Raw genomic sequence first — 21214 nt, forward strand, 5'->3', positions numbered from 1 at the left:
TTTGCCGCGCGGCCCTGCTGCGCCCGGCCTCTGTTTCTGCCCCCGGGCCAGCGATGCTGACGGGAGCTGTGGCGTTCAAGGTTGCACAGGCACCCCGGCAGCGCCCCCGCCGTGGCCCGGTCCTTCCGGCCCGGGCGGACCCGAAGGCCCCCGAGGGGTAGCCGCAGACCGGAGGTCCTGCAAGCCGCAAGCGGTCGCAGGCCAGAAGGCCGTACGGGGGCCGGTTCCGTCAGGCGGTCATGCGCCGTCTCAACCGCGCGCCGCGCCGGGCGGCGCGTGGCATTCCCGTCCGCCCCGAAGGCGCCATGGCGCCGCACCGGATGACCGGGCGACCCGATCCCGCCAAGGGGTCTTCCGGCGCGCGGGGGCGCCGCCCTCCGCCCCTTCAGGCCCGCGTTGCCACCGGGGCAGCGGCGTGCAGCTGTGCGCGCTGTGCGAACCAGACACTGGCCAGAACAAGCAGCATCCCGGCGGTCTGGACGGCGCTCAGCGTCTGGCCAAGGATCGCAAGGCCCAGCAGCGTCGCGGCGACGGGGCTGAGCAGGCCAAGCGGCGCGACGGTCGCGGGGTCCAGCCGGGCAATGCCCCGGAACCACAGGAAGTAGGTGGCGGCGCCGCCGATCAGCCCCAGCCAGACGAAGCCGAATACCGCAGCGGTGTCGAGCGGCGGCAGGGCGGGTTCGACCAGAAAGGCAACCGGCAGCAGAAGCAGGCCGCCCGCGGTCAGCTGCCAGGCGGTGAATGTCAGCGCGGGCACCGGCGGCTGCCATCTGCGGGTCAGCACCGTTCCGAACGCCATGGAGATCGCCCCGCCAAGGGCCGCAAGCAGGCCGACCCAGTCAAGCGCCGCGCCCGGGGTGAGGACAAGCAGCCCGACGCCGAGAAGCCCGCCGATCCCCGCGATCACGGCGGCGGGCCGGATACCCTGATCCAGCAGCAGTTTCGACAGGTACAGAACGACCAGCGGCTGGACCGCCCCCACCGTGGCCGCAACACCTCCGGGCAGGCGGTAGGCGGCCACGAAAAGCAGCCACCAGAAGACCGAGAAGTTCAGCGCACCCAGCAGGAAGGACCGCGCCAGCCATATGCCGCACGGCAGGCTGCGGGTCACGACAAGCAGCAGAAGCCCGGCGGGCAAGGCCCGCAGCATGGCCACCATCATCGGGTAGCCATCGGGCAGAAGCTCGGTCGTGACGATATAGGTGCTGCCCCAGATCGCCGGGGCGAGCGCCGTCAGGATCAGGTCGGTTCTGCGGGCCATGACGGCCTCCTCTCATTTATCTCGACGTCAAGATAAATACACATATCTTGATGTCAAGATAACTCTCCGCTACCCTGCCACGGTGGATGATGTGGACCGGATACTGGAGCAATGGCGGCAGGCGCGCCCCGACCTCGATGTCGGGGCCATGGGGCCGCTCGGGCGGCTGTCGCGAGTCTCGCACCACGTGTCGCGCCGCATGGCCGAGACCTTTGCGCGCCACGGGCTGAACGCCGCCGGATTCGACGTGCTGGCCACGCTGCGCCGGTCGCCGCCGCCGCATGCGCTGTCACCGGGCGCGCTGATGGCCTCGATGATGATCACCTCGGGCACGATGACCAACCGGATCGAGCAACTGGCCAAGGCCGGGCTGGTCACGCGGACCTCCGATAGGGCCGACGCCCGGCGGGCGGTGGTGCAGCTGACCCCGAAAGGCTTCGATCTGATCGACAGGGCCCTCGCCGATCATGTCCAGACGCAGGCGGCCCTGCTGTCAGGGCTTTCCGATCAGGATATCGCCCGGTTCGATACCCTGCTGCGCGCCCTGCTGGAAAGCGTCGGGGAGGGCGACTAGCCTCCGGTCCCGGAAACGGGGTGCATCCCGGCAAAAAGTCCCGAAAGGGAGCCGCCGGACCGGCAGCTGGGCTGCATTGATCGCGCGGGTCCAGTCTGTCCTGCCCGCGGGAAACACACAGGCGCCACAGGATTACATGAGCGCAGCAGGCTTTTTCGCTTGTGCTTGCCCTTGCAAAACGGCATTGACACACCTAGCGAACGATCTGCAGCCGGGTATCCCGCCGGATCAACAAGCCAAAATCGACCATCCTGCGCCAATGCGACCCGGGCAACGGGCCTGCCAGCGATGTCGGCACATATCGGCCAGCTTTCCGCCAGCTTTTCCAGAACTCGAATGAACGAGAGGACAAAGCATGGCATCCACGCGTGGACGGCTGGCCCGAGGGTCGGCTTTTTTCCTGATGTCGACGGCCCTTGCGACCCCGCTGGTCGCGCAGTCGGCGCCGGACGGAAGCTCGATGGCTCTCGGGACCATCGTCCTGACCGCCGAGGAACAGATCAAGCAGGCGCTCGGGGTCTCGACGATCACCGAAGAGGATCTGAAGGAACAGCCCGTCGTCAACGACGTGGCCGAGATCATCCGCAAGATGCCGGGTGTGAACCTGTCGGGCACCTCGCCCTCGGGCCAGCGCGGCAACCAGCGCCAGATCGACATCCGCGGCATGGGGCCGGAGAACGTCCTGATCCTGATCGACGGCAAGCCGGTTCTGTCGCGCACCGCGGTCAAGCAGGGCCGGTCCGGCGAGCGTGACACCCGCGGCGATACCAACTGGGTGCCGGTCGAGTTGGTGGAAAGCATCGAGGTCATCCGTGGCCCGGCGGCGGCCCGCTACGGGTCGGGCGCGGCGGGTGGCGTGGTCAACATCATCACCAAGGCCCCCGAGGAAGACCTGCTGCAACTGGGCATGAAGTTCAATGTCCCCGAGAACGATCAGGAAGGGGCCACCCAGCGCTACAACCTGCTCTGGGCCAAGCGGCTGAACAGCGACGTCGCGCTGCGTTTCACCGCAAGCTACAACAAGACCGAGGGCGACGACCCCGAGCTGAACGCCGAGACGGTCGAGGGCGAGGTCTGCACCGACCGCAGCGGCAACGTGGTGGAATGCAGCTATCCCGCCGGGGTCGAGGGTGTGGTGAACAAGGACGCCACCCTGCTGTTCAGCTGGACGCCGACCGACACCGACAAGGTCGACCTCGAATTCGGCTACTCCCGGCAGGGCAATATCTACGCCGGTGACGTGCTGCTGGGCAGCGGCCTGACGGAAGGCGGCACCTCTTTCGCCGACAGCCTTGCCGACGAGGGCGCCGAGACCAACGTGATGGAGCGCAAGACCTTCGCGCTGACCCATACCGGCGACTACGCATGGGGCGGGCTGATGAGCTTCGTCCAGTACGAGCGCACCAACAACCGCCGCCTGTCCGAGGGGCTCAACGGCGGCGGCGAAGGCGCGATCAACAGCGACAGCGACTGGGACGAGGCGGTGCTGGACATCGTGTCGGGCAAGTCCGAGCTTTACCTCGACCGCACCGTCTTCGGCCGGCCCTCTGCCCTGACGCTGGGCATGGAGGTGCGCTATGAAAAGCTGGACCTGTCGGACTATACCGCCAATGGCATCAGCTTCGACTACGGCAACACCAGCGCCGACCCCGACCAGAACGATCCGGTGACCGAGCAGCTGAACGTCGGTCTCTACTACGAGCACAATATCGAGGCGACCGACCGGCTGACGCTGACCCCCTCGGTGCGGCTGGACTGGGCCGACAGCTTCGGCCACAACTGGTCGGGCGGTCTGAACGCCTCTTACGCGCTGACGCCGGAATGGACGATCAACGGCGGCATCGCCAAGGCGTTCAAATCGCCGAGCCTTTACCAGATGTCCGAGCAATACGTCTACCGGACCCGCGGCAACGGCTGCCCCTACTACATCGACGGCGCGGGCAATCTGGACCGCTACAGCCAGTGCGTGGTGCTGGGGAACGACAACCTGAAACCCGAGACCTCGATCAACAAGGAAATCGGCATCGCCTATGCCGGGGCCAACGGCATCAACGCGACGCTGACCTATTTCCACAACGACTACCGCGACAAGATCCAGTCCAGCACGACGCGTCTGGGCTCGTTCACGGACGGTGGCACCACCTACAACATGTTCCAGTGGGACAACGTGCCCGAAGCCGTGGTCTCGGGCGTCGAGGGCAGCTTTGCCATGCCGCTGGGCGACCGCTTCGACCTGGCCATCAACGGCACCTACATGATCGACTCCGAGCAGAAGATCCCGCTGGATGGCGGCGCCACCATCAAGGCGCCGCTGTCGCTGGTGCCAGAGTACACGATCAACGGCTCGCTGTCGTGGCAGGCGACCGACCGGCTGACGGTCATCCCCTCCTTCACCCACTTCGGCAAGATCGAGGCCTCGCCCTACAGCGCCACGACGGGCGGCGCGAACGGCGATCTGCAGGACCGCGATCCCTACACCCTGTGGAACCTCGCCGTGACCTATGAATTCGACAACGGTTTCGACCTGTCGGCGGGGGCGACCAACATCTTCAACACCTCGATCAAGCGGTCGGGTGACGGGGCGAACACCTACAACGAGCCCGAGCGGGCCTTCTATGTCGGGCTGACGAAGACCTTCTGAGCAGGGCACGGACCACGACAGGCCGCCGTCCGGGGGACCGGGCGGCGGCACCTCACCGAAAGACACCGCCATGACCCTTCCCCCGGATCGCCTGCGCCGCCTCGACGCCCGTCTCGCACGGGCCGAGACCGCGCTGTCGGCGGGCCTGTTGGGCGTCATGCTGGCCTGCATGGCCGCCGGTGCCGCGATGCGCAGCCTTGGGCAGCCGCTGGTCTGGGCCGACGAACTGGCGGTCCTTACCATGGCGGGTGCCGCCTTCTTCGGCGCGGCGGCCTGTCTGGCCGAGGGCGGGCATCTGTCCGTCGACCTGCTGCGCGCGCGGCTGTGCGAGGGCGCCAGGCGCGGGCTGGCGCGGGTCGTCGACGCGGCCCTGCTGCTGCTTCTGCTGGGCTTCGCCGCCTGCCTCTGGACCTGGCTCGACCCGGTCGGACTGATCGCGGCGGGATCCGGCGCGGCGCTGGCGCAGGAGAGCTTCAACTTCACCTATACAGAGCCGACGATGACGCTGGGCCTTGCCAAGGTCTGGTTCTGGCTGCCGATGGTCCCGGCCACGCTGGGCGCGATCATTCATGTCGTCCTCAGGCTGGCGGGGCAGGGGGGGCGCGCGTGCTGAGCCTGCTGCTCTTTGCCGTGCTCTTGCTGGCGGGGATGCCCGTGGCCTTCGCCATGATCGCGGGCGCCGTCGCGCAGATCGTGCTGGGCGGCAATGCCGTGCTGCTGCTGAGCCTGCCGCAGCAACTGTTTCAGGGCATCGAAAGCTATGGCCTGCTGGCGCTGCCGATCTTCATCCTGCTCGGAGAGCTGATGAACGCCAGCGGCGCGGGGCGGCGGCTGTTTGCACTGGCCGCGCTGGCGACGGGGCGGATGCGCGGCGGACTGGCGCAGGCGGTGCTGCTGGCCAATGCGCTGATGGCGGCGGTCCTCGGCTCGACCGTGGCGCAGATCACGCTGATGTCCCGCCTCGCGGTGCCAGAGATGACCCGCGCCGGTTACCCCCGCGACACCAGCGCCGCGCTGACCGCCGCCGGGGGGCTGCTGGCGCCGGTCCTGCCGCCCTCGATGCTGCTGATCGTCTACGGGGTCATCGCGCAGGTTCCGATCGGCGACCTGTTCCTGGCCGGGATCGGCCCGGGGCTGGCGATCCTTGGCGTTTTGGTGCTGGTGACGCTCTGGCAGGGCCGGGGCGGGCGCTTTCCCGCCGCCCCTTCACCCCAAGCGCCGCACCTGCGGGTGCTGGCCGGGGCACTGCCCGCGCTGGCCATTCCCGGCGCCATGATCGGCGCCATCCTGACCGGCCTCGCCACCGCCGCCGAGGCCGGGGTGGTCGCGATCCTCGCCGTCGTGCTGGTGGGGGTGCTGGTCTACCGCGAATTGCCGCTGCGCGCCCTCTGGCCCGCGCTGACCGTCACCGCCCGCAACAGCGCCGCCATCCTCTTCCTGATCGCCGCCGCGGGGCTTTATGCATGGGTCGCCGCCTGGGAGAACCTGCCCGCCCAGGTCGCCGCGCGCATGGCGACGCTGACCGACGACCCGCTGGTCTTCCTCTGCCTTCTGAACCTGCTGCTTCTGGGCATGGGCGCCGTCACCGACCCGCTGCCCGCGCTGATCCTCGTGGTGCCGGTGCTGCAACCGGTGGCCACCGACCTCTATGGCATCGACCCGGTCCACTTCGGCCTGATCGCCTGTATCAACCTGACCGTCGGCCTGCTGACGCCGCCGGTGGGGGTCGGGCTTTATACCGCCGCGCAACAGACCGGCGTCGCCGCGGGGCGGCTGTCGGTCCTGCTGCTGCCCTATCTCGCCGGGGTGCTGGCCGTGCTGGCGCTTCTGACCCTCTGGCCCGGGCTGTCGCTTGGCCCGCTGCGCCTTCTGCAATGAACCGGAGACCCGCATGATCCGTCGCATATCCCTTGCCGCCCTTGCCCTGATGGCCGCGCTGCCCGCATGGGCCGAAGACTACCGGCTGGGCCTGATCACCCCGCCCGCGCACCAGTGGACGCAGACCGCGCAGGCCGCCGCCGCAGAGATCGCCGAGGCGACCGAGGGGCGGGTCAATATCCTCGTGATGCCCTCGGGGCAGCTGGGCAACGAGGCGCGGATGCTGCAGCAGCTTCAGACCGGCGCCATCGACTTCGCCTTTCTGACGGCGGCGGAATTCGCCAACCGCGACGACGATTACGGCATCTTCTACGCGCCCTTCCTTGCGCGGGACACCGAGGCCGCCGCGCGGCTGCTGAAAGGCGCGGTGGCGCAGACCCTGCTGGACCGGATGGGCGCATTCGGCCTGCGCGGGCTGGGCTGGGGCATGGCGGGGATGCGGCAGGTGGTGACCGCCGCCGAGGTCACGGCAGAGGGCGGCGCGGCGCAACTGGCGGGCCAGCGCATCCGCACCGTGCCACTGGCGCCCGAGATGGAATTCTGGTCCGGGCTGGGCGCCGCCCCCACGCCGATGCCGCTGCCCGCACTCTTCGACGCCTTCGCGAACGGGCAGGTGGATGCCATGCAGATCGACCACGAGGGCACATGGAACGCCGGGTATTGGCGCAATGCGGGCAGCGTGATCGACTCGCGGCACATGATCTTCCCGATGGCCGCCGTCGCCTCGGCCCGCAAGTGGCAGGCCATGGCCGAGGGCGACCGCGCGGTGGTGCAGGACATCATGGCGCGGCAGATCGACGGGATGGTGGCGCTTTATGGCGAGATCGACGCCGCCTCACTGGCCAGCCTGCGCGAGGCCGGGGTGCCGGTGATCTCGGTCGGGCGCGACTGGTTCGGACCAGCGGTGGAGGCATGGTACGCCGAGTGGCGCGGGAAGGCACCGCTGCTGGCAGAGCTCGAACGGGAGGCGGCGGAATGATCCGGCTTGCCGCGCTGCTGGCCCTGCTCTGCACCGCTGCGCAGGCGCAACCCTCGATGGAGCCTCTGGGGCCCTCGATCCTCGACACCGGCTCGGCGGAGGTGAGCGTGCATGACTTCGACCTGCCCGCACCGGCGGGCGCCGCGCATCGCATCGGCGTTCTGGTGCCCCAGGGCCCGGCGCCCGAGGGCGGCTTTCCGGTGGTCTTCCTGCTGGACGGGGGCGCCGTTCTCGAAGGCCTCACCGACGCGCGGCTTGCGGCCCTGCCGCAGGGCCGCGCATCGGTGATCGTGACGCTGGGCCACCGGACCGACCAGCGTTACGCCACCGCTGAGCGTGCCCGCGACTACACCCCGCCCGGCTCCGACGGCGGCCCGGTCGAGGACCCGCGCGGTCGCCCCGGCGGCGGTGCGGCGGACTTCCTTGCGCTGATCTCGGAGGCGGTGCTGCCGCGCGTGGCCCGGATCGCGCCCATCGACCTGTCGCAGTCGACGCTCTGGGGGCATTCCTACGGCGGGCTCTTCGTGCTCTACGCCGCCAGCCGTCCTCAGGCGCCCTTTGCCCATTACGTCAGCGCCAGCCCATCGCTTTGGTGGGACCACGGGGATTTCCTGACGCGCATCACCGCGCAAATCGAGGCGGGGCGCTGGCCGGACCGCAGGCTGGAGCTGCACCACGGCGGGCAGGAGCGGAAGCGCGCCAGCAGCCCCGCCAACCCGAATGCGCAGAAGCTGGTTCAGATGCGCGCCGCCCTGCCGCCCGATGCCCTGCAGGGGCTGGACGCGGCATTGCGCACGGCAGGCATCCCCGGCGGCGTGACCACCTTTCCGGGCCTCAGCCACGGCGAAAGCTTTGTCGCCTCGGTCGATGCGACGCTGAACGCCGCCTTTTCCGCGACGGATTAGCGCTGACGGGCCGTAGAACCACAGCCGCGCGGGCCCACAGGCAGCGCAGGCCCCTGATCCAGAGGCTGCAACCCGGCCTCGCGCCATGTCCCGGACCACCGGGGCACAGCGAAGAAGCCACAGCCTTGCTGAAGCCAAACGGGGACAACAGTGACCAGACCGGGCGCCCCGCCCGGCTTTGACAAAGGCTATGAGATGACACAGAAAATCCTTTCCGGACGCTGGACGCGCGGCGTTGCCCTGTCCGCCCTGATGATCGCCGCCGCCGGTGCCGTCGCGGCAGAGCCCTTCGCGGGCCTTGGTGCCTTCGACGGACGCATCGGCGCCTCGGGTCCCGATCGTGGCCCGATCGTCGCGGGCGGTCAGGCGATGATCCAGGGCCGCGGCCTTGCGCCGAACCAGCCCGTCACCCTGCGGCAGGGCGGCGAGGTGCTGGAGGGCTCACCCTTCACCGCCGATGCCGAGGGCGGCCTTCAGGCGCAGGTCACCATCCCCGAGGGCGCCGCGCCCGGCGTTTACCCGGTGGTGGTGGAGCTTGGCGGCGAGGCTCCCTTTGCCACGGTCATGGAGCTGAAGGTCTCCGCTGTGCCCGGCCCGGTCAATGCCGGGGCCTACGATCTCGAGGTCGCCAAGGTGGCCACGCGCCCCTATCAGGTCGCCGTGGGCGAGGGGGCGCTTTTCGTGACCAGCGCCGTTGGCCGGCCGCCGGTCAGGGAATCCGAACTGGTGAAGCTGGACCCCGCCACGCTAAAGGTCATCGCCCGCACCGCGCCCGAGGCCGCGCCCGCGCGTCAGGACGGGTCTGACGGCGGCCTCTTTGCGGTCTACGGCCTTGGCGTGGCGCCGGGTCAGGTCTGGGTCACCAACACCCGGCAGGACACCGTCGCGGTCTATGCCTCTGACGACCTGAGCCTGCTCAAGCAGTTCGAGCCGGGCACCGTGGGTCACCCGCGCGATGCGGTCCACCATGACGGCAAGGTCTACGTCACCGCCACCTTCGAGCCGACGGTGCATGTCTTCGATACCGAAAGCCTTGAAGAGCTGGAGCCGATCGCGCTCAGCTCGTCGCGGCGCGGGCAGGACTTCACCACCGCCAGCCTGTCGCTGGCCGCCGAGGCGGGCAAGCTCTTCGTCGCCTCGCTGCGCAGCGAAGAGGTCGCCGTGATCGACCTCGCCACCGGCGAGGAGACCGCCGTCTGGCCGGTCGACGGCTCCAAGGGGACCATCGGTCTTGCCGCCAGCCCGGATGGCAGCCGTGTCTACACCGTAGCGCAGGGCAACGACATGGTCAGCGTGCTCGACGGCACCAGCGGCGCGGTGCTGCGTCAGGTGAATGTCGGCGCCAGCCCGCTGAACGCGGTGGTCGATCCCGCCACCGGCCATGTCTATGTCGCCGTCCGGGGCGGCAATGCCGTGGCGGTGCTGGATGCCGAGGGCGCGCTGATCGCCAACCTCGAGGTCGGCGCCACGCCGAACCACCTGACCACGGATGGCGCGGGTCATGTCTTCGTCGTGGATCAGGGCACCGGCAGCCTGACCCGCGTCGCCGCGCAGTAACCCGACCGGGGGCCGCCCTTCGGGCGCGCCCCCACGTCCCTGACAAGAGCCCCCCATGACCCGACCGACCCAGACCTGGCCCGAGGCCTTCGTCGCGCGTTACCGCGCGGCGGGCTACTGGCGCGGAGAGACCTTCCCCGCCATGCTGCGCGCCCGTGCAGAGGCGCACCCGGACCGCATCGCCATCACCGGCGGCGAGACCCGGTGGAGCTACGCCGACCTGAACACCCGCGCCCGCCGCTTCGGCGCGGGGCTTCTGGCGCTTGGGCTGGAACCGGGCGACCGCGTGCTGGTCCAGATCGGCAACACGCCCGCCTTCTTTCAGGCGGTCTTCGGCGCCTTCGCGGCGGGGCTGATCCCGGTCTACGCGCTGCCCGCGCACCGCCGCACCGAACTGATGCATCTTGCGGGCAGGGCGCAGGCGCGGGCGGTCATCGTGCAGGACCGCATCGAGCGGCACGACCATGCCCGGATGGCGCTGGCGCTGAAGCCGGACCTGCCCGACCTTGCCCATGTCATCGTGGCGGGTGAGGCGCCCGAGGGCACCCTGCCGCTTGACACCGTCGCGGGCGATCCCGCCACGCTGCCCGCCGACCCCGATCCGCAGGCCGTGGCCTTCTGCCAGATTTCCGGCGGCTCGACCGGGCTGCCGAAGCTGATCCCGCGCACCCATGACGATTACCTCTACTCGATCCGCGCCAGCAACGCGATCTGCGGCATCACCGCCAACAGCGTCTACATGGCGGCGCTGCCGGTGGCGCATAACTTCACCATGTCCTCGCCCGGCACCTTCGGCGCCTTGTACGCCGGGGCGCGCGTGGTGCTGTGCCCCGCGCCGATGCCGCAGGAGGCCTTCCGCCTGATCCGGGCCGAGGGGGTGACCATCACCGGCCTCGTCCCGCCGCTGGCGCTTTTGTGGCTGGAAGCGGCCGAGGCGCAGGCCCCGGACATCCCCAGCCTCGACACGCTACAGGTCGGCGGCGCCAAGTTCCTGCCGGAAAGCGCGCGGCGCGTGGCGCCCCTGCTGGGATGCCGCCTGCAACAGGTCTTCGGCATGGCCGAGGGGCTGGTGAACTACACCCGCGCCGGGGACCCCGACGAGATCGTCACCGGCACGCAGGGCCGCCCGATCAGCGAAGGGGACGAGGTGCTGATCCTCGACGACGCGGGCAACCCGGTTCCCGAGGGCCAGCCCGGCAACCTGCTGACGCGCGGCCCCTACACGATCCGGGGCTATCACGACGACGCCTCTGCCAATGCCCGCAGTTTCACCGGGGACGGCTTTTACCGCACCGGCGACATCGTCCTGCGCCTGCCGTCCGGGCATCTGGTGGTGCAGGGCCGGGCCAACGACCAGATCAACCGCAACGGCGAGAAGATCAGCGCCGAAGAGGTCGAGGACCTGCTTCTGGGCCATGAGGCCGTCTTCGATGCGGTCGTCGTCTCGATCCCCGATGCCCGGCTGGGAGAGCGCGCCTGCGCCTTCGTCCAGCCGCGCGGCGCGGCGCCGAGCGCCGCCAGCCTGCGCCGCTACATGCGCGGGCGCGAGGTGGCCGCCTTCAAGATCCCCGACGAGATCCGCTTTGTCGACGGCTTCGCCACCACCGCCGTCGGCAAGATCAGCCGCCGCCAGCTGCGCGAGATCCTGCGCGCCGAAGTGCTGGCCGAAGAGAAGGAAACACAGAGATGACCGCGACGACCGAAGCCCTGACGCTGGACCGGATGCGCGCCGATATCGCCGAAGCGCTGGACCTTGGCCCGGAAGAGGTGCCGGTGGACGAACATCTCGGCGATCTGGGGCTGGATTCCATCGCGCTGATCCGGCTGCTGGTGGGCTGGGAGAACATCCAGCCCTCGCTGCCCTCGTCGAAGCTGTATGAATGCGAAACGCTGGAAGAGTTCTGGCAGATCGCAAAGGCGGCGCAGTGACCACCTGGCAGCCGCTGACAGAGGCGCAGGCGGGCATCTGGTACGCGCAGGCGCTGACCCCCGAAAGCCCGGTCTTCATGACCGGGCAGGCGTTGCACATCCGCGGGCCGCTGGATGCGCGCGCCATGGCTCAGGCGGTGGCGCAGCTGGGCGCCGAGGCGCAAAGCCTGTCGCTGCGCGTCCGCGCGGGCCGCGACGGGCCGGAACAGCGCATCGACCCTGAAGCCGCGCCCCGGCTGGTGGTCATGGACCGCGCGGGCGCCACCGAAGCCACGGTGATGGCCGAGATCATGGCCGAGGCGCAGCGCCCGACCGACCTTGAACGCGGGCCTCTCGCGGGGTTCACGCTCTGGCGGCTGGGGGCCGCGCACCACATCCTGTCGGAGCGCATCCACCACATCGCCGCCGACGGGCAGGCCATGGTGCAGGTGACGCAGCGACTTGCCGCGCTCTACGAGGCGCATGTCGCGGGCACCGACCCCGGCGAGGCGCTGACCCCCTTCGCCCGCGCATTGGAGGACGACGCGCGCTTTGCCAGCGCGCCCGCCCGCGCGCGCCAGCGCAGCTTCTGGCACGCGGCGCTGGCCGATCTGCCAGAGGTCGAAAGCCCCGCGACAGGGCAGGGGGTCGGTGCGGGCCTCTGGTTTCACCGCGCCGAACGGGCCTTGCCCGCTGCGGCCAGCGGCGGGGTCCAGAGCCTCGCCGAGGCCGCCGGTGTGCATTGGACGGACGTTCTGACCGCGCTGACCGGGGCCTATGTCGCGCGCCACCTGCCCTCTGTCGCAACCGGGGAAGGGGCCTCGGCGGTGCTGGGCATCCCCCTGCAGAACCGCATGGGCCGGACCGCGCGCACCGTCTCGACGCAGGTCAACGTGCTGCCGCTGCACCTTTCGGTGAACGAGGGCGCGCCGCTGGCCTCCTGGCTGGCGGGGGCCGGGGCGCAGCTGGCCGCGATGCGCCGCAATGGTCGCTACCGGGGCGAGGTGCTGGCGCGCGACCTTGGCCGGATTGGCGGCGGGCGCAGGCTGTGGGGGCCGCTGGTCAATATCCTGCCCTTCGACGCCTGCCCGAGGCTTGCAGGCTGCGACACGCGCCTGCAGATCACCGGAGCCGGATCGGTGGACGACGTCACCTTCTGCTTCCGGGGAGATCCGGACACTGGCCTGCTTGTGCAGGTCGACGGCAATGACGCGCTGTACTCCCGGCCCGAGGTCGCGGCCCATGGCGCCCGTCTTGCCGCCTTCCTGAGCCGCGCGGTCTCTGCCCCGCGTCTTGCGGAGGTGCCGACCCTGACCGGCGCCGAAGAGGCGACCGCCATCCGGACCCGCAACGCCACCGCCCACCCGGTGCCCGAAACCACCCTGACCGCCCTGATCGAGGCGCAGATGCGCGCCACACCCGGGGCGCCCGCGCTGGTCTTCGGCGCGGAGACGCTGGACTACGCCGCGCTCGACCGCCGCAGCGCCGCGATCGCCGCTGGCCTTGCGGCGCGCGGGATCGGCCCCGGCAGCATTGTCGGCGTGGCGCTGCCGCGCTCCGTCGACCTGATCGTGGCGCTGCTGGGGGTCCTGCGCGCGGGCGCCGCCTATGTGCCCTTCGACCCCGAGGACAGCAGCGCGCGGCGCGCCGACATGGTGGCGCGGGCGGACCCGGCGGCGATCCTCGCGCAGCCGGGCTTTGCGGGCGGGGTGCCGGTGCTGGCCGTGGGCGACCTGCAGGGCCCCTGCGACCCTGTCCCGGCAGAGCCCACGGATCCGGCCTACGTGCTCTTCACCTCCGGCTCGACCGGGCGGCCCAAGGGCGTGGTGGTCGAACACCGCGCCATCGTGAATCGTCTCTTGTGGATGCGCGAGACCTACGGCTTCGGCCCCGGCGACCGCATCCTGCAGAAGACCCCCGCGACCTTCGACGTCTCGGTCTGGGAATTCTTCCTGCCCTTCCTGTCCGGCGCCACGCTGGTCGTGGCACCCCCAGAGGCGCATCGCGATCCCGTGGCGCTGGCGGCGCTGGTGTCGCGGCACGCCATCACCGCCATGCATTTCGTGCCCTCGATGCTGGAGCTGTTCCTTGCCGCGCCCGCCTCGCAGGGGCTGACCATCCCCCGGGTCTTCGCCAGCGGCGAGGCACTGCCGCGCGCCCTGGCCCGCGCCTTTCACGACCGCATAGACGGCGCGCTGCACAACCTTTACGGCCCGACAGAGGCCGCCGTGGACGTCACCGCGCAAGAGGCCGCGCCGCCGAGCGAGGGCGACGGCGAGGGCGACGGCGGCAGCCTGCCCATCGGGCGCCCGGTCTGGAACACCCGCTGCTACCTGCTGGACGCGCGCCAGCGCCCGGTGCCGGATGGCACGCCGGGACGGCTCTGGCTGGCCGGGCGGCAGCTGGCGCGCGGCTACCTCGGCCAGCGGGAACTGACGGCAGAGCGCTTCCTGCCCGACCCCTTCCACCCCGGCGAGCGCATGTATGACACCGGGGACCTCGCGACCTCGGATGCCAGCGGCTGCCTGACCTTCCTCGGGCGCGCGGACGGGCAGGTGAAGATCCGCGGCGTGCGCGTCGAACCCGCCGAGGTCGAGCAGGCGCTGCGCGACGGCGGGCTGGTGCGGCAGGCCGCCGTTTCGGTGCGGCGCGACGGGGCAGGGGGCGCGCAGCTTGTGGCGCATATCGTGCCCGAACCGGGCGTATCGGTGCAGGCCATCCGGGCCGACCTTGCCGCGCGCCTGCCTTCCTCGATGCTGCCCGCGCATCTGGTGTCGCTGAAGGCGCTGCCCCTGACCCCCAGCGGCAAGCTGGACCGCAAGGCCCTGCCCGCGCCGCAGGCCACGACGCCCGGCCATGTGCCGCCGCAAGGGCCGGTGCAGCGGCTTCTGGCAGGCCTCTTCGCGGAGATCCTCGGCCTGCCGTCCCAGCCCTCTGCCGACACCGACTTCTTCCTTGCGGGCGGCGACAGCCTGCGGGCGGTGCGCCTGTCCCTGCGTCTGGAAGAGGAACTGGGCCATGACCCCGGCCTTGGCGCGATCCTGCAAAACCCGGTGCTTGCGGATCTGGCACGGCGGCTGGACAGCCGGGGCCCGTCTTCTGAACGCCCCGACGCCGGCCTTGGCCCGGTGCTGCATCTGTCGCGCGGCCCCGCCGCGCCGGTCTTTGCGGTTCACCCGGCGGGCGGGCTGGCATGGTGCTACCGCGGCTTTGCCCGGGCGCTGGCGCAGCACTGGCCCGAGACCCCGGTGATCGGCCTGCAATCGCCGCTGCTCGACCCCGCGCAAGCGGCGCCCGACAGCCTCGACGCGCTCGCGCGGCTGTACCTCGACCGGGTCGAAGGCCTTTGGCCCGAAGGCCCCCTGTCGCTGCTGGGCTGGTCGCTTGGGGGCATCATCGCCCATGCCATGGCCGCCGAGGCCGAGGCCCGCGGGCGCACCGTGCACAGGCTGGTGCTGCTGGACGCCTATCCCTCGGACTGCTGGCGGGCCGAGCCCGAGCCGGACGAGACCACCGCCCTGCGGGCGCTGCTGACCATGGCCGGGCACGATCCCGAGGATCACCCGGACCTCGTGACGCGCGCCGCGATCCTCGGCTTCCTGCGCAACCGGGCGCATCCGCTCGCCCTGCTGCCCCACTCGGTTCAGGAGGGGGTAATCCGCTCGGTTCAGGCCACCAACGCCCTTGTGCGCCGCCATCGAGAGCGTCGGGTGAAAGCCCCGCTGCAGCATGTGACCGCCCTGCGCGACCTCGGCACCGGCACCCGGCACCCGGACCTCTGGCGGCCCTATGCCGCGCGCGTCGACGTCCTGAGGCTGGATTGCCGCCACGGCGATCTGATCCTGCCCGGGATGGCAGAGCGGATCACCGCCGACATGGCAGGGCGTCCTTTGCAGGCATCGGGGTAGGGGACCGCTTGGGATGGGCCGGGCGATCAAAACGGCCCGAGCCATCGCCGCTACCGTCGCGCGGGCCGGTGAGGCCGGTCGCAACCTTTTCGGAAGTCACCATGCAAGCGCCACCGCTCCGGCGCAACAACCGGTTTTCGGGGCGCTTTCCGGCTCTTGGCGCGGCGCACGGGCGGGACGGCGGAAGCGCGCTTGCCTGTCCCGAGCGAACCGCGCGCGCTGCCTCGGCGGCGCGGGGCAGGCGACGACCCTCGCCCGCCCGGGGCCCGGACGGCTGGCTCTTGCGGCCCGGAAGCCCATGGCCCCGGCATAGGGCGCGCGCTTGCATCCACACACTATCCGGTTGAACGACGCGACGCAGGGCTTACAAGTCGCTGCACGGAAGAATCCGGGCCGCGCGCCAGAGAGATCCGCATCTTTGCAGAACCAGACCGGGGTAACATGATCCGTCACATCGTCTTCTTCACCGCCCGGAACGACGGCAATATCGAGGCCATCCGCAAGGGGCTGCAAAAGCTGACAGGCATCCCGCATGCCCAGCACCTCGAAATCGCGCTGAACAAGAAGTCGGACCCGACCAGCAAGGAAATCGACGTGGTGGTCTATGGCGAATTCGCCGACGAGGCCGCGCTGGCGGCCTACAAGGCGCATGAAACCTATGCGCAGTCGATCCGCGACGTGAAACCCCTGCGCGAGCTGCGCTTCGCGGTGAATTACGACCAGACCCAAGCCATCACCCGTCCCGATGACACGGACTGACGCCGGATCCCGGGACGGCGGCGCCCGCATCGTGCTGCGCGACGATCTGGCGGGCACCGAGATGCGCTTTGCCGCACCCGCCGAGGTGATCCGCGCCGATCATGCCGACGAGGTGGCGGACGCGCTGGCCCGGATGGAACGCGCGCGCGCCGCGGGCAAGTGGTGCGCCGGTTACGTGAGCTATGAGGCGGGCTATGCGCTGGAGCCGGCCCTGCAGGACCATATGCCGGACGGACGGCGTGTGCCGCTGGTGCTGATGGGTGTCTTCGATGCGCCCGAAACCGGGCCTGTCAGGGCGCGCGGGCAAGAGGCCCCGGCGCTGACGGATTTCCGGCCCGGCTGGTCCTTCGACGACTACGCTCCCCGGTTCCAGCAGGTCCACCAGCACCTGCGCGCGGGCGATTGCTATCAGGCGAACCTGACCTTTCCGGTGACGGCGCGGTGGCAGGGCGATCCTGCGGCCCTCTTCGACGCGATGACCCATCGGCAACCGGTGCGCTATGCCGCCCTGGTCGAGCTTGGCGGCCCGGTCATCCTGTCGCGCTCGCCCGAGCTGTTCTTCGAGGTCGGAGAGGACGGCTGGATCGAGACCCACCCGATGAAAGGCACCATCAAGCGCGGGGCCACCCCCGAAGAAGACGCCGCCCTTGCCGAATGCCTGCGCAACGACGAGAAGAACCAGGCCGAGAACCTGATGATCGTCGACCTGCTGCGCAACGACATCTCGCGGATTTGCGAACTGGGGTCCCTGTCCGTGCCGGAACTCTTCCGCATCGAAAGCTACCCCACCGTGCACCAGCTTGTCAGCCGCATCCGGGCGCGGCTGCGGCCGGGCCTAACGGTCACGGATATCTTCGCGGCGCTTTTCCCCTGCGGCTCGATCACCGGCGCACCGAAGATCCGCGCGATGCAGATCCTGCGCGGGCTGGAGCCGCGTCCGCGCGACATCTACTGCGGGGCGATCGGCTTTGTCTCGCCCGCCGGGCGGATGCGGTTCAACGTGGCGATCCGGACGCTCAGCCTCTACGAGGACGGCGAGGCGGTCTTCAATGTGGGCGGCGGCGTCGTCTACGATTCCGAGGTGGGCTCGGAATACGCGGAATGCCTTCTGAAGGCCCGTTTCGCCGCCGGAAACGCGCTGGAACCGCAGCCCTGCGCCGCGACGTGACACCGGAACCGGGTGCGCGGGCCTCTCACAGGAGGGCGGCTGTCCGTGGAATTTTCCGTCCGCCTCTGCTTGCCCTTAAGTCATGCTGCCCGTAGACAGCTTCTAGCCCGCGCCTTCCGCGTGCGGTCGCGCCCTGCCGGGCGCAGGCCAGAACCTGAGGATACCCGCTCTTGCTCGATCAGATCGCGCTGCGCGCCGAACTCGCCGATCACTACGATCTCGCCCCTTCCACCGATCTCGCCGCCGAGATGTCCGGGATCTATGCCCGCATGGACCGCGTCGTGGCGCCGCCCGACTGGGCCGTCTTCGCGCCCTATGTCGCCGCCATCAACCGGCTGAAGGCCGAGCGGAACGCGGTGATCCTTGCCCACAACTACATGACGCCCGAGATCTATCACGGGATCGCCGACGTCGTGGGTGACAGCCTGCAGCTGGCCATCGAGGCGACCAAGGTCGAGGCCGACGTGATCGTGCAATGCGGCGTGCATTTCATGGCCGAGACCTCGAAGATCCTGAACCCGGCCAAGACGGTTCTGATCCCCGACATGGATGCGGGCTGTTCGCTGGCCGAAAGCATCACCGCCGAGGGCATCGCCGAGATGCGCGCCAAGTATCCCGGCGCGCCGGTGGTCACCTACGTGAACACCACCGCCGAGGTGAAGGCCGCCTCGGACATCTGCTGCACCTCGTCGAATGCCGCCCAGATCGTCCGCGGGATCGAGGGCGACACGGTCATCATGACCCCGGACAAATACCTGGCGCAGAACATCGCGCAACAGGTGCCGGAAAAGCGCATCGTCTGGTGGGACGGCTCCTGCATCGTGCACGAGCAGTATACCGCGCAGGACCTGCGCGACTTCCGCGAATGGAACCCCGGCACCCGCATCATCGCCCACCCCGAGTGCCCGCCCGACGTGGTGGCCGAGGCCGATTACTCGGGCTCGACCAGCGGCATCATCGACTATGTCACCGCCGAGCGGCCCGAGAAGGCGATGCTGGTAACCGAATGCTCGATGGCCTCGAATATCTCGGACGCGTTGCCGGATGTCGATTTCGTCGGCCCCTGCAACATGTGTCCCTACATGAAGAAGATCACGCTGGAAAAGGTGCTCTGGTCGCTGCACAGGATGGAAGGCGCGGTCGAGGTCGACGCCGCCGTCGCCGACAAGGCCCGGGTTGCCGTGCAGCGCATGATCGACCTGTCGCGGAAGCTGTCCGGCTGATCCGATGACCCCGATCGACACCCCGCGCGTCCTAATCGTGGGCGCGGGCCTCGCGGCGCACTACGCGGCGCTGCGGCTGGCCCCGCATCCGGTGCTGATGATCTCTCCCGAACCGCTGGGCTCCGGGGCCTCGTCGGCCTGGGCGCAGGGCGGCGTGGCGGCGGCGATGGACCCGGCGGACAGCGCCGAGGCCCATGCACGCGATACGGTGCGCGCCGGCGCCGGGACGGTGGATGCACAGGTGGCGCGGACGGTCACCGCCGAGGCGCGGGCGCATATCCTCGACCTGACCGGGCTGGGCACGCCCTTCGACCGGACCGCAGAGGGCGGCTATGTCCTGTCGCGCGAGGCAGCGCACAGCTTTGCCCGCGTCGTGCGGGTGCGGGGCGATCAGGCCGGGGCCGAGATCATGCAGGCGCTGACCGCGCAGGTCCGCGCCGCGCCGCATGTGCAGGTGCTCGAAGGCGTCATGGCCACCGGGCTGGTCATCGAGGACGGCCGCGTGCGCGGGATCGAGGCCGCGCGCTGTGCGCAGGGGCTGACGCAGTCGGTCAAGCTGCGCGGGGCGGCGGTGCTGCTGGCGGGCGGCGGCTCGGGCGGGCTTTATGCGCTGACGACCAACCCGCCGCGCATCCGCGGGCAGGTGCTGGGCATGGCGGCGCGGGCCGGGGCGGTGATCGCCGATGCCGAGTTCGTGCAGTTCCATCCCACCGCCATCGCGGGCGGTCTGGACCCGGCGCCGCTGGCGACCGAGGCGCTGCGCGGCGAGGGGGCCGCGCTGATCGACCGCGAGGGCGCGCGCTTCATGCCGGCGGCGCATCCCGATGCCGAACTGGCGCCGCGCGACATCGTGGCCCGCGCGGTCTTTGCCCAGACGCAGGCCGGGATGGCCCCGGCGTTGGACACGCGAAGCGTCCTTGGGCCACGCCTCCTGACCGAGTTTCCCGCCGTCGCGGCAGCCTGCCGGGCCCTTGGGATCGATCCGGTGACGCAGCCGATCCCCGTCGCCGCCGCCGCGCATTACCACATGGGCGGCATCGCGACGGACGAGGCGGGCGCCAGCACGCTGCCGGGCCTCTGGGCCTGTGGCGAGGTGGCCTCGACCGGGTTGCACGGCGCGAACCGGCTGGCCTCGAACGGGCTGCTCGAGGCGCTGGTCTACGGGCGCCGCGCCGCGGATGCGATTGCACAGGGGCTGGTCGCGGGCGATGCCCAGCCGGTCGGTCTGCCGGATCTCGCCCCGGTGCCGGACCCCGATCCGGCGCTGGTCGCCCGGCTGCGGCAGGCGATGACCGAGGGCGCCGGTGTCATCCGCGACGCCGCGGGTCTGCGGCACACGCTGGACACCATCGCATCGGTCGAGGAGGCGCAGCCCGACTGCGCCGCGCTGCTGAACATGACCGCAACCGCCACGCTGATCGCCGCCGCCGCGCTGGCCCGGGAAGAGAGCCGGGGCGCACATTTCCGCGCCGACCACCCCGAGGCCCGTGCCGCCGGCGAACGCTCTTTCTTCACCCTCGCGCAGGCGCTGGAGATCCGCGCTCTGGCCCGAAAGGACTCCGCATGACCGCCACCCCCTTGCCCGACATGATCCTTGAACCGCTTGTCCGCGCCGCCTTGCTGGAGGATCTGGGCACCTACGGCGATATCACCACCCGCACGGTGATCCCGGCTGCGACGCGCTATACCGCGCGGCTGAACGCGCGCGAGGCGGGGGTCGTCTCGGGGTTGCAGGTCGCGGCGCTGGCCTTCCGGCTGGTCGATCCGGCGCTTGTGATCACGGCGCACAAGGCTGACGGCGACAGCATCGCACCCGGTGACCTGCTGATGGAGATCGAGGGCCGGGCGGCCTCGATCCTCTCGGCCGAACGGGTCGCGCTGAACTTTGCCGGGCGGCTGTCGGGCATCGCGACGATGACCGCCGCCTTCGTGGCCCGGACGCAGGGGACCGCGACCCGCGTGACCTGCACCCGCAAGACCACGCCCGGCCTGCGGCTGGTCGAGAAGCAGGCGGTGCTGCATGGCGGCGGGTTCAACCACCGGTTCTCGCTGTCGGACGCGATCCTGATCAAGGACAACCACATCGCGGCCGCGGGCGGCATCCGCCCGGTGCTGCAGGCGGTCAAGGCGCAGGCCTCGCACATGATCCGCTGCGAGATCGAAGTCGACCGGCTGGACCAGCTGGCCGAGGTGCTGGACGAGGGCGGCGCCGAGGTGGTGCTGCTGGACAACATGGACACAGCCACCCTGCGCGAGGCGGTGGCCATGGCCAAGGGGCGCGTGGTGCTGGAGGCCTCGGGCAACATGCGGCTGGACCGGATCGCCGAGGTCGCGGCGACCGGCGTCGACTACATCTCGTCCGGGGCGCTGACGCATTCGGCGCAGACGCTGGACCTCGGCCTCGATTTCTGAAGCTGCCCGGCGGCGCGGGCGTCACCCCGACGGGGTGACGT

The 21214-nt window shown here is 70.4% G+C and carries 16 protein-coding genes; 15 read left to right on the forward strand and 1 reads right to left on the reverse strand.

The genetic code is table 11. The features are described 5' to 3' along the window. Positions 1 to 385 precede the first annotated feature (385 nt). Positions 386 to 1261, reverse strand: coding sequence for an EamA family transporter (locus ACN5KJ_RS18950; protein ID WP_418595571.1), 876 nt, complete (start codon positions 1259 to 1261; stop codon positions 386 to 388). Between the two features lie 91 nt (positions 1262 to 1352). Between ACN5KJ_RS18950 and ACN5KJ_RS18955 the strand changes: the two genes are divergently transcribed. The 15 genes from ACN5KJ_RS18955 to nadC all read left to right on the forward strand — a co-directional run bounded on the left by ACN5KJ_RS18955 (position 1353) and on the right by nadC (position 21173). Further along, the gene (locus ACN5KJ_RS18955) at positions 1353 to 1835 is read left to right on the forward strand and encodes a MarR family winged helix-turn-helix transcriptional regulator (RefSeq protein ID WP_418595573.1); all 483 of its coding nucleotides are present in this window, start codon (positions 1353 to 1355) and stop codon (positions 1833 to 1835) included. 355 nt (positions 1836 to 2190) lie between these two features. Next, complete coding sequence (locus ACN5KJ_RS18960) at positions 2191 to 4476, forward strand: FepA family TonB-dependent siderophore receptor (RefSeq protein WP_418595574.1); 2286 nt, start codon at positions 2191 to 2193, stop codon at positions 4474 to 4476. Between the two features lie 70 nt (positions 4477 to 4546). Further along, positions 4547 to 5089: a TRAP transporter small permease gene (locus tag ACN5KJ_RS18965; protein WP_418595576.1), complete on the forward strand. Its 543-nt coding sequence runs from the start codon at positions 4547 to 4549 to the stop codon at positions 5087 to 5089. Next, entirely contained in the window at positions 5083 to 6354 is a 1272-nt protein-coding gene (locus ACN5KJ_RS18970) for a TRAP transporter large permease (RefSeq protein ID WP_418595578.1), read from the forward strand. Before ACN5KJ_RS18965 ends, ACN5KJ_RS18970 begins: the two co-directional genes overlap by 7 nt. A 13-nt stretch (positions 6355 to 6367) precedes the next feature. Further along, positions 6368 to 7333 (forward strand): TRAP transporter substrate-binding protein, encoded by a 966-nt coding sequence (locus ACN5KJ_RS18975; RefSeq protein ID WP_418595580.1) that lies wholly within the window; start codon positions 6368 to 6370, stop codon positions 7331 to 7333. Next, positions 7330 to 8238 (forward strand): alpha/beta hydrolase, encoded by a 909-nt coding sequence (locus ACN5KJ_RS18980; RefSeq protein WP_418595582.1) that lies wholly within the window; start codon positions 7330 to 7332, stop codon positions 8236 to 8238. Before ACN5KJ_RS18975 ends, ACN5KJ_RS18980 begins: the two co-directional genes overlap by 4 nt. Positions 8239 to 8433: 195 nt before the next feature. Then, positions 8434 to 9795, forward strand: a complete 1362-nt coding sequence (locus ACN5KJ_RS18985) for a YncE family protein (RefSeq protein ID WP_418595584.1) — start codon at positions 8434 to 8436, stop codon at positions 9793 to 9795. A gap of 55 nt (positions 9796 to 9850) precedes the next feature. Continuing rightward, entirely contained in the window at positions 9851 to 11485 is a 1635-nt protein-coding gene (locus ACN5KJ_RS18990; RefSeq protein WP_418595586.1) for a (2,3-dihydroxybenzoyl)adenylate synthase, read from the forward strand. Continuing rightward, the gene (locus tag ACN5KJ_RS18995; RefSeq protein WP_347168264.1) at positions 11482 to 11724 is read left to right on the forward strand and encodes an acyl carrier protein; all 243 of its coding nucleotides are present in this window, start codon (positions 11482 to 11484) and stop codon (positions 11722 to 11724) included. Before ACN5KJ_RS18990 ends, ACN5KJ_RS18995 begins: the two co-directional genes overlap by 4 nt. Continuing rightward, positions 11721 to 15611, forward strand: coding sequence for an amino acid adenylation domain-containing protein (locus ACN5KJ_RS19000; protein ID WP_418595588.1), 3891 nt, complete (start codon positions 11721 to 11723; stop codon positions 15609 to 15611). The genes ACN5KJ_RS18995 and ACN5KJ_RS19000 overlap by 4 nt, the downstream gene beginning before the upstream one ends. Before the next feature lie 441 nt (positions 15612 to 16052). Further along, positions 16053 to 16370 (forward strand): Dabb family protein, encoded by a 318-nt coding sequence (locus ACN5KJ_RS19005; protein ID WP_347168266.1) that lies wholly within the window; start codon positions 16053 to 16055, stop codon positions 16368 to 16370. Continuing rightward, positions 16357 to 17538 (forward strand): aminodeoxychorismate synthase component I, encoded by a 1182-nt coding sequence (locus ACN5KJ_RS19010; protein ID WP_418595590.1) that lies wholly within the window; start codon positions 16357 to 16359, stop codon positions 17536 to 17538. The genes ACN5KJ_RS19005 and ACN5KJ_RS19010 overlap by 14 nt, the downstream gene beginning before the upstream one ends. A gap of 170 nt (positions 17539 to 17708) precedes the next feature. Then, the gene (gene nadA, locus ACN5KJ_RS19015) at positions 17709 to 18761 is read left to right on the forward strand and encodes a quinolinate synthase NadA (protein ID WP_418595592.1); all 1053 of its coding nucleotides are present in this window, start codon (positions 17709 to 17711) and stop codon (positions 18759 to 18761) included. Positions 18762 to 18765: 4 nt separating this feature from the next. Then, positions 18766 to 20328 carry an L-aspartate oxidase gene (locus ACN5KJ_RS19020; RefSeq protein WP_418595594.1) on the forward strand — a complete coding sequence of 521 codons (1563 nt, stop codon included), beginning with the start codon at positions 18766 to 18768 and terminating at the stop codon, positions 20326 to 20328. Next, positions 20325 to 21173 carry a carboxylating nicotinate-nucleotide diphosphorylase gene (nadC, locus tag ACN5KJ_RS19025; RefSeq protein WP_347168269.1) on the forward strand — a complete coding sequence of 283 codons (849 nt, stop codon included), beginning with the start codon at positions 20325 to 20327 and terminating at the stop codon, positions 21171 to 21173. The genes ACN5KJ_RS19020 and nadC overlap by 4 nt, the downstream gene beginning before the upstream one ends. Positions 21174 to 21214: the final 41 nt, after the last annotated feature.

The organism is Ponticoccus sp. (in: a-proteobacteria), assembly GCF_048381735.1.